Genomic DNA, 16,549 nt, shown 5'->3' on the forward strand with positions numbered 1-16,549 from the left:
GAGTGGTGGTAGCTGATCAGATCGTAGGTTCTTGATTTAGTTCCATTGAATTACGTAACAAAGCCTAACAGCAGCCTAATCACGACCATTACTCGCTCACTGAAGGAAAACCAGAGATGGAAAGGTGAGTTGAGTGGCGTCAGTCGACTTGGTGAGCAGTTTACCGTAAACGTTGTGGTGGAAAAGCTAACTGAAATTCTGCCGCACAATAACAAGTACGTGGTGACCTTTACGGATATTAGCCGACGCAAGATATTGGAGCGTCGATTAAGAATGCTGGTGGAAACGGATTCACTGACAGGGTGCTGGAATCGACGCCGCTTTGATAACGACTTAAAACATTATTCTAACCTGGCAGAGCGTTATGGTTACACACATTCCTGTTTTGCGTTAGTGCATGTGTTTTTCCCTGAGCCTAAATCGGCGTTCTCTGGCTTCGCTGCTGCGCCACTCGAAAAGAAACAGCGTTGGTATGCGGCCTTTAGAGCGATGATTATCTCCTATCCAGTGGTGTGTTTTTTCTTTATTTTTCAAATATCTGAAGCTTTGCTGACAATGATGTTCATTGCGTTGTTATCGTTGATGATTACGTCAGAGAAGTCGATAAAGTTGAGCGCTTTTCTGGTGATAAGTAACGGTATCGGGGGATTGCTGGCGATTGCTGCTTTTTCAATTCTTTCTATAGTACCCAACATTGTCTTCTATTCTTTGTTTATAGGACTTATTGCCATTCTTATGGCTAGCAAGATCTACACGGTTCCCGAAAAAGCACCTATTTTCGCCACTGCATTTAGTACGTTGCTCGTACTTGTTGGTAGCACATTGATGAGCTCCGGTGATATCGATAGCAACACCCTTATACGCTTATTCCAATTAGTGTTAATTGGCATATATATGATTTTGGCTTCTCTATTCCTAGAAACACGGAATTGGAAGTTCCTACAAAATCAGCCTTAATTTTGTCTAACAAGGACGTCTCATGAAGTTAATCGATGATTTTTCAAAACAGGCGATAGACGCTGCCATCAAGATCGCAGCGATTGCCATGCTCGTGTATTGGTGTTTTTCGATTTTGCGCCCATTCATTCTTTTGGTGATATGGGGTGCGATCATTGCGACTGCGTTGTATCCAGTGGCGGTCGCCATTTCAAATAAAACCGGGATGTCGAAAGGTAAAGCCAGTGCATTGCTGAGCTTTATTGGTGTGATTCTTCTATTTATTCCTTTGGCGGCGCTTTCTTCTGGTATCTACACCAGCGCGACTGACCTGATGACAGGCCTTCAAGATGGCACATTGTCATTGCCTAAACCGAAAGAGTCCTTACAAGATATTCCATTAATAGGGGAAAAGGTTTATTCAACCTTGGTTGCCGCCTCGAACAATATTGAAGGCACTTTCATAAAGTATGCAGACGAAGTTAAACAGTTCGCGACGAAAGCCGCTTCTGTTCTTGGCTCGTTAGGTGGTGGCTTCATTCAGTTCATTATCTCTACCATCATTGCTGGTGCATTCATGAGCAATGCGGATAAATGCAAAACTGGTGTGACTCACTTAGTGGCGCGTTTAACGGGCGGTAAAGGTGAAGAATTGGTAGAGCTTTCTAAATCGACCGTGCGAAGCGTTGTGCAAGGTGTGATTGGTGTGGCTGTGATTCAATCCATGATGTCGGCAATCGGTTTGGTGATTGCAGGCGTTCCTGCGGCTGCGTTTTGGGCGCTAGCTGTGCTGCTCATTGCGATAATCCAACTGCCACCGATTCTTGCTCTATTACCTGCGATCATCTACATGTTCAGCGTTGAATCGACACTGGCGGCGAGCTTGTTCTTAGTGTGGTGTATTTTAGTGAGCGGCAGTGACGCTATCTTGAAGCCAGTACTGCTGAGCCGTGGCTCTCACATTCCAATGTTGGTAATTCTATTGGGTGCACTGGGCGGAATGGCGATGTCAGGCATCGTCGGTCTGTTTGTCGGTGCTGTGATACTGAGTTTAAGCTATGAGCTGATGATGGCGTGGCTTGGACTTGAAGAGAAAAACCAACAAGAAACTGAGAAAAAACCTGCAGAGGTCGAGGGAAAATAGATGAAGCCAGTCTCTAAAGACGACAACTTCTACTTCTTATTCTATGCACTGTTGGTGTTGTTTCTTGGTTGCGCGGTGATGCAGCAGTTTTATCCGCAAGGCCAGAAAACAATCCTATTTCTTATCATTATTACGTTGGCGAGTTCAATTGCCGGTATTCATAAAGAGCGAGCCTTGTATCGCTCTTGGTATGGGCTTTTATTGATTACGGCGCTCGTGTCTGGCGTGTTTTCATTTTTGGAAGGCTATAACCTGTCGATAGTGACGCTATCGGCGTTGGCTGTGTTCTTGTTTTCACACATTTACTCGGCGTTGAAGCAGGTGATGAAAGCCAAAACGGTGACACCCAATCACATCATCGGCTCCATCTGTATTTACTTGTTGCTAGGGTTTGCTTGGTCGACCATCTACTTGTTAATTTTAGAGATCTTTCCTAATGCCTTTAACGGGTTAGAAGAGCAAGTCTGGCTGACGAACTTGTTTAATGCGATGTACTTTAGCTTTATCACCTTGACTACGGTTGGTTACGGCGACATATCACCAGCTCTGCCTATTGCTCAATTCTTTGTGTTTATGGAATCCATTATCGGCAGCTTTTACTTAGCTATCATGGTGGCGAGTTTGGTGAGCATTCGACTTGCACAGTCTCAGTCCCAATAGAGCATTTACAAATAATAGAGCACATACAAACAAGCCCGGCAATCGCCGGGCTTGTTCTATTTTATGGGCTCAAAAGTCTCTTTAAGTTTGAACTCTGTGTGGGCGATGAACCTTAAGCTTCAGTGCCTTGAATCTTCTCTAATTCAGCGATAGTTGTTTGCGATACAAGCTGACCATCCATGTAATAGGTAACGTTTTGACCGTCTTTGATGCCCGTTAGAGTCGCTGTTTCACCAGATGTATAGACGATGTCCATTTGAATCGTGTTTTCGTCGATCTTAATCATCTCACCGGTTTCAATGGTGCGATTGTTCGAAATTGGGCAATGGATACCATTGCTTCTGAACCAATGCTCACGCACTTATGCAAATCGGATTCTTTGTATTCTGAATAGGTCATCTGTTTTCTCATTTCTCGCGCTTGTCTTTCATATGTAAGTAACGACTCCTGTCTGGCGATGTCCCCTGAGCGCGTAATGTACGAACTTTCGCCGATAGAGATTTACCATTTTATGCCAAGTGGGTTAATAACTAGCCAAAAGAGAAAGGGCTGAGAGAATTTAACGGCATAGCGAGGTGTAACTGATCAAGTTACCGAAAAAACGAGGGTAATAATGGTATGATCGCGGGCTCAGCACCATAAGTGATAAAGAATAGGAAACAGAATGACTCACCTTACCGAACAGCAAGAAGCTGCAATGGCGACGTTTAAAGAAAACTTACACCTTCCAAATGGTGGTTTTCATAAACTGATTATCGAGCTAAGTAAGGAGTATCAGCTGCCTTTCCAAAAGGTGCGTGCGGTTTTAAAGAAAGCTCAAAAAGATGTTGAACGACAAATACGAGAAGATTTTACCAGCGTTGATGACACAGTACTGAGCCAAGCGAATTGGGTAAACATCATTAAGTCGAAGCTTGTTGACTTAGCGGAAGAAAACCAAACGGTCATGGATAAGCTGCAACAAAACCTGAAGTATCAAAAAGTGTTGTCGGCAACCGAGGGTTCAATCGCAAGCGAAGACGAACGTGACGAGTTGATTGAAGAGTTGATTCAAGCTTATGAGAAAGAGGTGTTCAAACCGTTACTGGCGATGTTGCATACAACGAAGCTGTATTGGAAGTTAATGCTGGTGGATGAGACATGTAAGATGAATGAGGAGAATCGTGAGAAGTTCAGTGATTACCCTCAACACATGCAAGCTGCAGAACACTTATATACTCTTGATCAGAAGTTAAGGTCGATGCCGTTAACTTATTAGTCCATGAATGCACTGATAATGACTCAATGGTGATTTAGAGTTTGATATAAGTTGGTTTCAATAGAAGTACGATAACCTAGCTAGCGTTAGCCGCGTGTGAAATGCAAAAAGGGCTAGGTTTCAGATCTGTTTTACTTCTACTCTATTTTGTTCTGCTAGAGCGAATTGAGGGTGACATCTTTTACATCTTTGGGACTAGATGGTGTTTCTTTTGTAGCCTTTGGGAAATGCTATAGGAGTGTGAAATGTCCTAGGGTGTTTCCGTTGCCTGAAACGATAGTTCCGATGCTTTCTCGTTCATTAAATTCAAAGTCGATGAGATAGCTGTGATGTTGTAGCTTGGGCAATATGTGGCGGTGGAGTATATCGCTATTGAGCTGTCGAATCTCGGTGACCCATGAAATCTCTTCTTTGTGTAAATCTATTTTAATCTTGAGCATTTATTACCTTTTAGTTTATTGACTGTTTTTTCGCGTGATAGTTGGTACCAATGGGTTTGTCGTGTTGTTCTGCGTGACATAACTGTGCCTTGTGTTTATTACATTTGTATTTAAGTGCTCGATCTATTCTGACTTCGCTGACAAAAGAGCAAATGACGATAGATCGGTAGTAGGATCGAATTTAAAAGCTATTGAATGACTATCTGGGTGAAAGCTGACGCAGAGATGGTGTAACGAGGGAATCGAGAACTGTCTATGTGGAACTTGGACTTACTTTAGCATTAACAGCTCTATAGATTAGAGCCAGGTGGCGAACTATACGCCTAGTTTTCAAAATTACAACCCTATTTTCAATTAAATTCAAAAATATTTTTGGGTGATTTACCATCGGTTACTGAAGGTTAAATGAGCGAAGGTCAGGGATTTGACCATGATATCTGACTGAGTCTTGGCTTTTCAGCTGTTCGTATTCGTTGTCATTAGTGGGTTTAATTGATCAGCTAATTTGGTGATGATTAAGTCTCTGTTGTATATGATCTTTACATTGTAAATTACAATCCATGATTTTGGGGTTCAGCGTTGTAATTACAGGGTTTTTGGGTGCTTTCCCCATCTGTTTTTTTCTTCAGGTTGATGAGTATTTTCCTCTTCGCGTCTTTTTGATATTTCTGATTCCTAATACCTCTCCTGACTACGCAAAATATGAATACTCACTTTTACATTTCTGAATAATAAAGTTGTTGTATCGCCAATTTAGTGCAAATATAATTGATAATAGTTCTCACTTGCGTTACAAGTTTGTTGTCAATCCAATGACAGACTTTAAATTATCGTTATTTAGCAGTTGTGTACGCCCCATGCTCGTCTATGAGTAATGTGACTTTCATTGTCATGAGTGGTGGTTTGTATCAATGGCAAAGGAAGAAACATGAAGAAAACAATCAATTCAGTTCGCCAGTTATTGAGCGGGCTTGCCATCGTTCTAGCATCATCATTCATGATGACCGCGCATGCGGAAACCGTCACCATTGAGCATGTGAAAGGCACAGCGCAGTTTACTGAAGTATCACAGCGAGTGGTGGTTCTAGGCCACGGTAGCTTAGACGTGCTCGATAAAATTGGTGTACAGCCAGTTGGCGCGCCTCATAGCTTGCTGCCTGATTACCTAGCTTCGTACAAAGATACGACGGCAAATACAGGCTCTTTAAGCGAACCTGATTTTGAAGCTATCTACATGTTGAAGCCTGACATCATCATCGCGGAAAACCGCATGCTTAAGGTTTACGACAAACTGGCACAAATTGCTCCTACTGTCATGTTTTCTATTGAAGGCGACAAGTACTGGGCTGATGCTCAGCAAAACTGGCGTGTGCTAGGCGACATCTTTGGTAAGCAAGCTGAAGTCGAAGCGATCATTAAAGAGACTCAAGCTTCTATCACAGCGGTAAACGACAAAGTAGCGTCTGACGAAACTTCAGCAATGATGCTAATGAACAACGGTAACAACATTGCGATGTTCAACAAAGGCAGCCGTTTCTCAATCATCTTTGATGACTTTGGTTTCGTGGAATCAAAGAGTGCAACTGTGGCTCCGATCAAAGGAACACACGGCAACCTAATCTCTTTTGAATACATTGCTGATGCAAAACCGGAAGTGCTTTACGTGCTTGACCGCGAAAAAGCGATTGGCAAATCAGAAGGTCGCGCTCAACAACTGTTTGATAACCCACTGGTTGCGGCAACACCTGCAGCGCAGCACGGCAATATCGTTTACCTTGATTCAAGTGCTTGGTATCTGGCTGGTGGCGGTGTGACGGCGATTCACAGAATGATTAGTGACATTGAACGTACGATTCAATAGTTACTAACCATCAGATTTTCGGGCTTATAAGAGTGTTCTTATAAGCCCTTTTTCACTTTTTTATACGGGCTACCCGAGACCTATCTTTAGTATTATTCCTATGTTGAAACCCATTGCAGCTGCTGTATTTCTTGTTGTGTTATGCGTTGCGTCATTGATGATTGGAGTCGCTGAAATCAGTTTTAGTGACTTCTTCAATGGCAACCAACACGCCAATTCTATTTATATTGTTAGTCGGATTCCTCGACTACTCGCGATCGTGCTTGCCGGAGCGGGATTGAGTGTTTCTGGCTTGATCATGCAGCAAATCGTACAGAACAAGTTTGCCGCGCCTTCGACGATGGGCACCATTGACTGTGCGATGTTGGGTTACATTGTCGGCATTCTAGTGCTAGGCAATGCTGCGCAATGGAGCTACTTAGGCTTTATCTTCGCGTTTGCAGTGTTTGGCACCATGCTATTGGTTCGCTTCCTACAACACCTCAAGTTTAAGAACGCGGTATTGGTGCCTTTGATTGGCATTATGTATGGCAACGTTGTTTCGTCTCTAACAACCTTTATTGCTTATAAGTACGACTTAGTACAAACCATGTCGGCATGGACTATGGCGAACTTTGCGAGCGTGTTGCAGGGCAGCTATGAAATCCTTTATCTCGCGGTGCCTGCTTGTGTATTGGCTTACTATTTCGCGAGCCAGTTCAGTGCGGCGAGCATCGGTGAGAGCTTCGCGAAAAACATCGGTTTGAATTATCAGAAGATCGTCTTCATTGGTGTTGCGTTAGTGGCTATCAGTGCCTCCTCTGTGGTGATGATCGTTGGTGTTATCCCATTCCTTGGCCTTATCGTGCCGAATATCGTGTCGCTGATGATGGGCGATAACATGAAGAAGATTCTGCCTTGGACTGCCTACTGGGGGGTGATCTTGGTGTTGGCTTGTGACCTGCTAGCTCGAATCGTCATCTTCCCTTATGAGATTCCAATCTCGATGGTAATCAGCATCTTTGGTGGCATGATTTTTATTTACCTAATCATGAGAGACAAGTCGAATGCGTGATTCAGTAAAAATTGCGATTCTGGCTATCGCGTCTTTGGGTATGACAGCGCTATTCATCGGGCAGGGGCTGACGTGGGATAACTACGAGTTCTTCTTGTCTCTGCGCCTACCAAAATTGCTGTCGATTGTGTTGGCGGCGGTAGCGATCTCGGCGTCGTCATTGGTTTTCCAAACCATTACTAATAACCGAATTCTAACCCCCTCCATCTTGGGCTTTGACAGCTTGTATATGCTGGTACAAACGGTACTTCTGTTTGTGTTTGGCAGTGCTAGCTTCTGGGTGATTGACTCGATCGCAAACTTTTCGATGTCTGTGACTGTGATGATCTTGTTCTCGTTTGCTCTGTTCCATTTCTACTTTAAGAGCAAGCGAAACAACGTATTCACACTGCTGTTGATAGGCATCGTATGTGGCAGCGTATTCTCGAGTTTGTCTAACTTCTTGGCGATGTTGATTGACCCGAACGAGTTCGCGGTGCTGCAGAATGTGATGTTCGCAAGTTTCAATAACGTGAAAGGCGAGTTGGTTTACCTCAGCCTTATTCCTTTGGGTTTGAGCTTGCTTGGCCTTTGGTTGTTAGCGCCTAAGCTTGATGTACTTTGGCTTGGTGTTGATAACGCAACAAGCTTGGGTGTGAACACCAAACGACTGACTCAGATTACCTTGGTGATTGTGTCAGTGATGGTCGCGGTATCGACTGCTTTGGTTGGCCCAGTGCTGTTCTTTGGCTTGATCACCGTAAGCTTAGCTCGCCAGATATTCCGATCTTATCAGCATCGTGTGCTTATCATCGCAAGCAGCTTACTAGCGATCGTTCTATTGGTTTCTGGCCAATGGTTTATCGAAAAAGTGATGGCGTTTGAAACCACTGTGAGTGTGATTATTAACTTGGTCGGCGGTTTGTATTTTATGTTCTTGTTGTTACGCACCAGAATTCAGTAAAGGTAGTAAGTAGTGATTAAATTAACAGGTTTAAGTAAGAAGTATGGCAAGTCACTCGTGGTTGATGATGCCAGTGCTATGTTCCCGAAAGGCGAAGTGACTTCTATCATTGGCCCAAATGGTGCGGGTAAAAGTACACTGCTTTCAATGGCGAGCCGCTTAACAGACAGCGACGCGGGTGAAGTGGTCATTGGCGATAAGTTACTGGCTGAGTGGGATACCAAAGAGCTAGCGAAGCACCTTGCCGTGTTAAGACAATCAAATAACATCAACATGCGATTTACGATTCGTGAATTGGTCTGTTTTGGTCGTTTCCCACACTCTCAAGGTCGCTTGAAAGACGAAGATCATAAGATCGTCGATACAGCACTAGAACACCTTGGCATTACTGACATCCAAAACAAATACCTTGATGAGTTGAGTGGCGGTCAGCGTCAAATGGCGTTTATCGCGATGGTTGTGGCGCAAGATACGGATTATGTGTTCTTAGATGAGCCTCTGAACAATCTTGATATTAAACACTCGGTCGAAATTATGCAGACGTTGCGTCGTTTAGCGCATGAGTTCAATAAAGCGGTCGTTATCGTGATTCATGACATCAACTTCGCTTCTTGCTACTCGGATAACATTGTCGCGATGAAGAAAGGTAAAGTGGTTAAGTCGGGTAAGGTTTCGGAAGTGGTTGAAAAATCAGTGATGGAGTCGATCTATGAGATCCCATTTGAGATTCGTGAGTTCGATGGTGTTCGAATCTGTATGTATTATTCTGGTCGTTAGATTACTGAATAACTCGGTTGTTTTGCTTTCTAGCCGTTGAACGAAAAGAGCTCCCATATGAGGAGCTCTTTTTGTTTTCGGATAGTATCTGTGTTGTTAGTGAAATGTTGCAATGCAAAGGTAATTCCCCTTGTATAATAATAACTTAACTGACGTAATATTGACTGGTCGTACTTCTAATAACGCCAGTTTGAAGTCACTCACAGATCTACTCTTCATTTTTGAAAATCAATTGCTTTTTTTCTGCTTAACCTCTGAAAACCGTTCTACACTATGGTTATAACTGTTTGATTTGTATACGAGGTATCAATGAGTCGGAAACCCATAGTGTTAGTCGTGGATGACACCCCAAGTAACTTGGATGTGTTAACGGCAATACTCAAAGATACCTATCAAGTGAAAGTGGCGATTAACGGCACCATTGGTATCAAGATTGCGAAGATGGTGCCGCAGCCAGACCTTATCCTCCTTGATATCATGATGCCTGACATTGATGGTTACGAGGTTTGCCGCCAACTTAAAGCTCAGCCGAATACGGCTCACATTCCTATCATTTTCGTGACCGCCACAATTGGTCCAGAAGCCGAAGTGAAAGGCTTGTCTTTAGGTGCTGTCGATTACCTAACGAAACCAATTACGCCTGAAATCGCGCTCCAGCGTGTCAAAACCCACATCGCGTTGTATGACCAACAACGAGCGCTGTTCCATCAAGTGAAAGACAAAACCGTCGAGATCAACCTAGGTAAACTTGAGACGCTCAATATCTTAGGGAGAGCAGCGGAATTTAAAGACAACGAAACGGGTATGCACGTTAAGCGCATGAGCCACTACTGTGAGGTGCTAGGCAAGGCGTTGGGCATGACTGACGAAGATGCCGAAACGCTCCGTGACGCGGCGCCAATGCACGATATTGGTAAGATAGGTATCCCTGATAACGTGTTGCTTAAGCCCGGAAAACTCGATGCGGAAGAGTGGGCGATCATGCAGAAGCACGTCGAGTATGGTGTGGAGATTTTAGGGCAGCAAAGTGATTCAAAACTGATGCGCATGGCGATTCAAGTGGCGCAGTATCACCATGAGAAATGGGACGGCTCTGGTTACCCGAGTCAAGTGGCAGGGGAAGATATCCCACTGGTTGGCAGAATTGCTGCTGTGGCTGATGTGTTTGATGCTCTAACGGCAGAACGCCCTTATAAAAAAGCTTGGAGTGTCGAAGATGCTTTGGCTTTAATCACTGAGCAGAAAGGTAAGCATTTTGACCCGACTATCGTTGATCTGTTTTTCATTAAATTGCCAGAGATTCTAGAGATTAAAGAGAAGTTCAAAGATGAGTGACCTCTGGCAGATGTGGGGTAAGTGGGGTAAGCGTTATGTCATCGCCATAATTTTGTTTGTTGTATTCGTTGTTCGTGCCGCTAGCGTTAACGCTGAGGCTGCTCCGGATCAACAACCAAACCTATGGCAAGATCCTGATCGTGAAATCACGTTTGTTACACTATCCAGTCATTATCCTTACTCATTTATTGGTGATGACGGAAAAGTCGACGGGATTATTCGAGATTGGGCTTACGATCTTGAAGAGCGTTTCAACGTAAAAACCAACTTCATCAGCGTAGATTCTCATGCTGAAGCAAAGCAAGCTTTGTTAGACGGGAAAGGCGATGTGTTTCCGTTTCAACAGTTTGATCCCAGCGAAGGAGGACGTTTCCTTCAAACTGATCCTTATATCTCGTACCAAATTGCCGTCATTCTTCCTACCGAAGATCATCTCAATAATAAAATAGAGCAAGAGGCCAAAAGGCGAATTGCCATGGTTCGAGAAAGCATCGACCTAAAGCGATCTGGCGTGCAGCTTAGTTCGATTGAGAGAGTTGAATTCGATACGGCCATTGATGCTATTCGTGCATTAGAAGATGGGTCGGTTGATGGCTTACTGGCTGAACCTGTAACCACCATGGATCTTGCTCATAAAAGCGGAGTCGAGAATTTAGCGGTCAACCATGTACTTGATCGCTGGAAGAACATCAAAGCAGCCATGGTTATTCGTTCAAACGACAATGAGCTGCTTAACTTATTGAATCAACAGATTGCAACGTTTGATATCAGTAAAAAGAACCGCATTTTATCTAAATGGTTAGATGACTCGCCTTATCGCTCTCCCATTAAAGGTGTATTTGGATTCGGCAACCCGCCTTACATGTATCCAGACAGTACTTCTGTTGGCTTAGAGCATGACATTATGCAAAGGGCATTGAACGATATGGGGTATCGATTGGGTGACGTTGTCACTTTGCCTCGTACTGCAGCTCGTCAAGCTATCGATAACAACAACTCAATATCATTTGTTTCTGGCGTTCAACTTGATGACTCTTCATTGCACTTTGTCAGTGACAAGGTGATGGATGTTGATTTTGTGCCAGTGTCATTAAAGAGGCGTAAGCTGGATTTGAAGTCGGCAAAAAATTTGTCCTTAGGTGCATTGTTGTTCGATGAAACATCGCCGATTAAAAACTCCGTAGAAGTGTTGGAAAGCCAATTGAGCATTGATCGGATAGATGATCTCGACAGCTTAGAGTCGGCGTTTTCCCAACTGAGAGCTCAAAATGTTGATCTCCTGATGGTAGAAAGGCGCGTATTAACCTGGTTTGTCACCAATACCCGGTTTATTGAAATGCGCGAGATTCAGATCCATGAAGATTATAAAGTCAGTTATCCCATCTACGTGGATTTCAGGGGGGCTGAGCTAAGAGACCGCTTCAATGCCGCATTGGCAAACCTGAAAAGGGAAGACGGGGAGTTTGAGCCAATTCTTAGAAGACAAATTAAGAACGACCTGACTCCGGTTCTGAAGAAGGCCGATATTATTGCTCAAATCTCAGCGTACTTTATTGTTAATGATCGCTTTGACGAATTGCCTAAGATTTTTGACATATTTGATGCAGATAATACTTTCATGGTTATTTCGGCACTGGCTGATAATAATAAGCGACCGCTTGAATCTTGGTTCCTAGGAGATGTATCAACGCCATCATTGGACAAGAAAAACACCTCTAAATTGTCATCCGTAACGAAAGGCGTTGGCTATAAAACGCAGACGGGCAGCACCAATGCTGGGTTTATGACGTTCTATTTCGATGTGGATTCCGTGGAAGGAAGTTATGTTTATTTCCCTGCCATTGAGCAGTTTGATTCATTCGGAGATGGTGCAAAACGTTATATTTCAGATGTTTATCAATCGAACAGTTTAGCCGGTGAACTTCTTAATCTTAGTCAAAATGAACGTCAGTGGATAAAATCTCATCCAGTATTGAAAATCGGTATTGATCCTAACTCTTTGCCTTATGAAGCCGTATCGAGCAAAGGGGAATACATCGGCATGATCGATGATTACCTAAAGCTGATCGAGCAGAAAACAGGTTTACGCTTGGAACATGTTGATGTCGGCAGTTGGCAGGAGACTCGACGACTCGTTGACCATAGAAAAGTGCACCTTGTGTCGGCCGCTGTGGAGAATCGTTCGCTTGGCGAGGGCGTGAAGGCGGGTAAGCCGTTATTTTCTAGTCGTTTGGCTATTGCCTCAAGACGAGATGTGAACAGCCTTGTCTTAGAAGAAGCTGCAGGTTGGAAAATAGGTATTTTAGAAGGGGGAGCCAACACAGAAGCTATTGTGGATAGTTACCCTGAGATCAATTGGTCGATGGTGTCATCGACTAATGATGGATTAGAGCTCGTCGAATCGGGTGAGTTTGATGCGATGATTGATACCGTTGACGTCTTAAATTACTTAATCGACTCATTTGGCTATCGAGGAATTGGCATCATCGGTCGATTAGACTTCTTCCTGTCGCCAACTCTGCATGTCATCAAATCTGAACCTTTGATGTTGTCTATTGTGAACAAAGCGATAGGCAGTATCTCAGCTGAAGAACACCAGAAGATCTCTGCAAAATGGGCTGCACCCAAAGCGATAGAAAGAGTTGATTATCAATTGGTTTACACCATTTCGGTTTTTTCTCTGGTGATCCTTCTTCTTATTATTTTCTGGAATCGTAAATTAGCGAAGCAGATCAGTATTGCTAAGGAAGCGACCGAAGCTCTGGAAAAGGCGCAGAACCAACTCTACAACATGCTAAATAGCTCTCCAATTGCAGCCAGCGTGGTATTTGAAGAAGAGGTTCGTTACGCGAATGATACGGCGAAACGTTTGTTTGGCGTGGATAATCAGGCGTTGTCTTCTATCGACGTCGCTGCTATCCATGACTCGCTGAGCGTTCGTGATGGCGTGCATAAAGAGCTCGACCTTAACGGTAAAGTTGAAAATAGGGAGTTGGTACTCAGAAAGTCTGATGGAACCCGATTTGTTGCTTTGGTCAGTTACTATCTTTTTGAGATTGATGGGGAAGTCGCCACACTATTTTGGGCATTCGATATTTCAGAAATGAAGCGCCTTAACGAACAATTGGAAGAAGAAAAACAGAGAGCCGATTTGGCGAGCCAAGCTAAATCGGAATTTTTAGCTAATATGAGCCATGAGATAAGAACCCCAATGAATGCCATTATTGGCTTGTCTTATCTGGCGATTGGCGAAATATCTAATCCTGTCGCTCGAAATTATATTGAGAAAGTGCACCGTTCTGGCCATTCGTTACTCGGTATCATCAATGACATCCTTGATTTCTCAAAGATAGAAGCTGGACAACTTGTTATTGATAACGTCCCGTTTGATCCCGTAACGACCTTTAAAGATGTGATTGAGCTGATGGAGTCGAAAGCGGCTGAGAAGCAGCTCAATTTGTCGATGGTCATAGACTCTGAGTTAGACACGCCATTGCAAGGCGATCCATTGAGGTTGTTCCAAGTCATACTCAACCTTGTGGGTAACGCGATTAAGTTTACGGAAAAAGGCAGCGTAGCGTTAACGGTGGAGCATGTTGACTCGAACGATAGCAGTCTAACCATGAAGGTGAGTGTGATGGATACCGGGATAGGCATCTCGGATGGGAACCGTCACAAGCTGTTTGAAGCCTTTAGCCAAGCGGATACCACAACGACACGTCGGTTTGGCGGTACAGGGCTTGGACTCAACATTAGCCAGAAATTAGTGCATGCGATGGGCAGTCAAATTACGGTGGAGAGTGTTTACGGGCAAGGCAGTGAGTTCTCCTTTGTACTGACATTGCCACGATCAAGCTCGGATGCGTTAGCCGACTTCAAAGCCCAAGAACTGCAACTGGATTACCAGATAGAGTTCAAAGGCCAAAGAGTGTTATTGGTTGAAGACAATGAGCTGAACCAAGATCTCGCCTTAGCATTTTTCAGTCGCTCTAAATTAAATGCCGATCTTGCTGAAAACGGAAAGGAAGCGCTGGAGTTAGCTAAAAACAACGACTACGAAATAATCTTCATGGATCTTCAAATGCCGATTATGGACGGCTTTGAAGCTACCCGTTTGATTCGTGAATTCGATATAGATGTACCGATTATTGCAATGTCAGCCAATGTTTTTGCTGATGCGAAACAACGAGCGAGGGAAGCGGGTGTCACGGACTTCTTAGACAAGCCTATTGTTATTGATAAAGCGATGTCTCTGATTACTCGATACATTGTTCCTGAGGTATTAGTTGAAGGTAGAACGCATTCAGATGCGATACAGACAGGTGATTCTGATGAGAGTGCGGAATTACACTCTGATACTTACATAAAACCGCCTGTTTTCTCTCAGTCGAGGTTTGAGCAACTGACTTATCATGATGTGAAACTGCAAGCCAAAATGCTTGATAGGTTCTGCAAAGGATCACCAGACATGATGTCGGATGCTTTTGATAGCTTAGTACAAGGCGAATGGGAGACGTTAGAGCGTAATCTACATACCTTAAAAAGCATGGCAGCTTCGATTGGTGGGTTGCGATTGGCAGAGTTACTCAGTGATTTAGAAAGCAAAGCTCATAACAAGGCGTGTGATGAAGAGGATCTTAAACAAGGTGAGCTTGGGTTAATTGAACTGATTAAAGCAGTTGAGATCAGCTTTGATGTGCCTGGTGCCAAAGGATCTAATACGACAAGTTCTGAAGTAGCCGATGTGAGTCTTGCTGATACCTCTGACTCACCGAGCATCACGTCAGAACAGCATGCTCAGTTGCTATCACTGCTGGATGCGTATGATAACGATGCAACTCAATATGTGACTGAGTTACTGGCACAGTATCCACATTCTGTTGTTCTTAAAGATGTTCAAAGTGCGTTAGATAATTATGACTTTGAACGAGCCAAAGAGGGGCTTGGCGCTTCTGAGTAGTTGTCTTTTATAAATATCACTTCAACATTAAAGCCTTTAGCTCTTACAGCGAAATAACGCGCTAGCTAAAGGCTTTAAATCTATCTATACCGAACTAACCACTCACATTCTGTTTGATCAATTCAACAACCGTATCGTATCGGTGCGGCAGTTTTCGGTTTCGTTTTTGAACCAGATACAACGTTTCCTCAACTTCTACCTTTGGCGGCACAACGTGTAGCTTGTCTCTATCTGGGAAGTGTTCAACCGCGCCAGCCGGTAACACGGTAAAACCTAATCCTTTTGATACGGGTAGCAAGATCTGGTGAAGCTGATTGATGTAGCCAGATCTTGGTATCTCATTAACGTTGATGTTCGCTAAGTCTTTATCTCCGCAAAGGTCGAAATACAAAGACAGATAGTGTGCGGAATCTGGGTGGGCAATAAGGCCAATGTCGTTCAATACTTGCGGCGTTATCTCTAAATCAGCAAGGCTGTGGTGAACAATAAGACACAGTGCTTCTTTACCGATGACTTGGCTTTGGTAGTAGCTGTCGTTCGGGGAATGTCTAACAATGCCGATATCGGTAGTGCCTTCACTTAGGTCATTCAATATCTTTTTGTTTGGAGCTGCTTCTAAGTTAATGCTGAGCTCTTGGTGTTGCTGCTGAAGTTCAAGAAGCTTGGGATACAGACGCAAAGAGAGTGAACCAGAGCAAGACAAGTGACATTGCCCAGCATAAGGATTATCAAAACTCAGAGACTCAAAAATATCTTCTTGGTCTTTCTCTAGTTTGATCGCATAGCGATACATAATCCGACCCTGTTCGGTCAGTTCGAAGCTCTTGTTTTCTCGAGATAGCAGGTCACAATTACAAGCTTGTTCAAGCTTCTTGATGTGTTGGCTGACTCCAGGTTGTGTCATATACAACTTTTCTGCCGTTTGGGTGAAATGGCCAACTTCAACCAGAGTCTTAAACGTATTGAGCCAAAGTGGATTAATCATACTCACCTTCAAATACTAAAGCCTATAAATAACAAAGCCAATAAATAACAGAAAATTATTATTATCTTAAGTAATGATAATTTCAACTCTAGCGTCTTAAGTAACGCTAATCAAAGTCATGTGGTGGTAGCACTTTATATTGGTCTATTGGTCGCTTTGTAGAGTTGCTATGAGTAACAAAGTGTTGCGACTTTGT

The 16,549-nt window shown here is 43.6% G+C and carries 12 protein-coding genes and 1 pseudogene; 10 read left to right on the forward strand and 3 right to left on the reverse strand.

All coding sequences use genetic code 11. The features are described from left to right. Positions 1 to 45: 45 nt before the first annotated feature. The 3 genes from ACED41_RS18325 to ACED41_RS18335 are packed head-to-tail and all read left to right on the forward strand — an operon-like array spanning position 46 to position 2,740. Positions 46 to 957: a GGDEF domain-containing protein gene (locus tag ACED41_RS18325; RefSeq protein WP_371725430.1), complete on the forward strand. Its 912-nt coding sequence runs from the start codon at positions 46 to 48 to the stop codon at positions 955 to 957. Between the two features lie 22 nt (positions 958 to 979). Further along, positions 980 to 2,080 (forward strand): AI-2E family transporter, encoded by a 1,101-nt coding sequence (locus ACED41_RS18330; protein WP_371725431.1) that lies wholly within the window; start codon positions 980 to 982, stop codon positions 2,078 to 2,080. Continuing rightward, positions 2,081 to 2,740, forward strand: a complete 660-nt coding sequence (locus ACED41_RS18335) for a potassium channel family protein (protein WP_017061900.1) — start codon at positions 2,081 to 2,083, stop codon at positions 2,738 to 2,740. Between the two features lie 112 nt (positions 2,741 to 2,852). On the opposite strand, the pseudogene ACED41_RS18340 reads toward ACED41_RS18335, so the two are convergent. Continuing rightward, positions 2,853 to 3,062 (reverse strand): annotated as a pseudogene (locus ACED41_RS18340) (hypothetical protein); the annotation flags it as partial. A 342-nt stretch (positions 3,063 to 3,404) separates the two neighbouring features. Between ACED41_RS18340 and ACED41_RS18345 the strand changes: the two are divergent. Then, positions 3,405 to 3,998, forward strand: coding sequence for a hypothetical protein (locus ACED41_RS18345; RefSeq protein WP_017061898.1), 594 nt, complete (start codon positions 3,405 to 3,407; stop codon positions 3,996 to 3,998). Between the two features lie 230 nt (positions 3,999 to 4,228). Here the strand turns inward: ACED41_RS18345 and ACED41_RS18350 are convergent, their stop codons facing one another. Continuing rightward, on the reverse strand, positions 4,229 to 4,438 hold the full coding sequence (locus tag ACED41_RS18350; RefSeq protein WP_004731601.1) for a hypothetical protein: 210 nt from the start codon (positions 4,436 to 4,438) through the stop codon (positions 4,229 to 4,231). 928 nt (positions 4,439 to 5,366) lie between these two features. On the opposite strand from ACED41_RS18350, the gene ACED41_RS18355 reads away from it, so the two are divergent. The 6 genes from ACED41_RS18355 to ACED41_RS18380 all read left to right on the forward strand — a co-directional run bounded on the left by ACED41_RS18355 (position 5,367) and on the right by ACED41_RS18380 (position 15,368). Beyond that, positions 5,367 to 6,299: a siderophore ABC transporter substrate-binding protein gene (locus ACED41_RS18355; protein WP_371725432.1), complete on the forward strand. Its 933-nt coding sequence runs from the start codon at positions 5,367 to 5,369 to the stop codon at positions 6,297 to 6,299. Positions 6,300 to 6,399: 100 nt separating this feature from the next. Further along, positions 6,400 to 7,353, forward strand: a complete 954-nt coding sequence (locus ACED41_RS18360) for an ABC transporter permease (RefSeq protein WP_017061896.1) — start codon at positions 6,400 to 6,402, stop codon at positions 7,351 to 7,353. Further along, complete coding sequence (locus ACED41_RS18365; RefSeq protein ID WP_136978264.1) at positions 7,346 to 8,296, forward strand: iron chelate uptake ABC transporter family permease subunit; 951 nt, start codon at positions 7,346 to 7,348, stop codon at positions 8,294 to 8,296. Before ACED41_RS18360 ends, ACED41_RS18365 begins: the two co-directional genes overlap by 8 nt. A 12-nt stretch (positions 8,297 to 8,308) precedes the next feature. After that, on the forward strand, positions 8,309 to 9,073 hold the full coding sequence (locus ACED41_RS18370) for an ABC transporter ATP-binding protein (protein ID WP_017061894.1): 765 nt from the start codon (positions 8,309 to 8,311) through the stop codon (positions 9,071 to 9,073). A gap of 309 nt (positions 9,074 to 9,382) precedes the next feature. After that, positions 9,383 to 10,408 carry an HD-GYP domain-containing protein gene (locus ACED41_RS18375; protein ID WP_029235213.1) on the forward strand — a complete coding sequence of 342 codons (1,026 nt, stop codon included), beginning with the start codon at positions 9,383 to 9,385 and terminating at the stop codon, positions 10,406 to 10,408. Continuing rightward, complete coding sequence (locus ACED41_RS18380; protein ID WP_371725433.1) at positions 10,401 to 15,368, forward strand: ATP-binding protein; 4,968 nt, start codon at positions 10,401 to 10,403, stop codon at positions 15,366 to 15,368. The genes ACED41_RS18375 and ACED41_RS18380 overlap by 8 nt, the downstream gene beginning before the upstream one ends. 94 nt (positions 15,369 to 15,462) lie before the next feature. Here ACED41_RS18380 and ACED41_RS18385 read toward each other — a convergent pair whose 3' ends face one another. Then, positions 15,463 to 16,353 carry a LysR family transcriptional regulator gene (locus ACED41_RS18385; RefSeq protein ID WP_371725434.1) on the reverse strand — a complete coding sequence of 297 codons (891 nt, stop codon included), beginning with the start codon at positions 16,351 to 16,353 and terminating at the stop codon, positions 15,463 to 15,465. Between the last annotated feature and the right edge of the window lie 196 nt (positions 16,354 to 16,549).

The organism is Vibrio sp. 1F255 (genome assembly GCF_041439145.1).
GTDB classification, from domain to species: domain Bacteria; phylum Pseudomonadota; class Gammaproteobacteria; order Enterobacterales; family Vibrionaceae; genus Vibrio; species Vibrio crassostreae_C.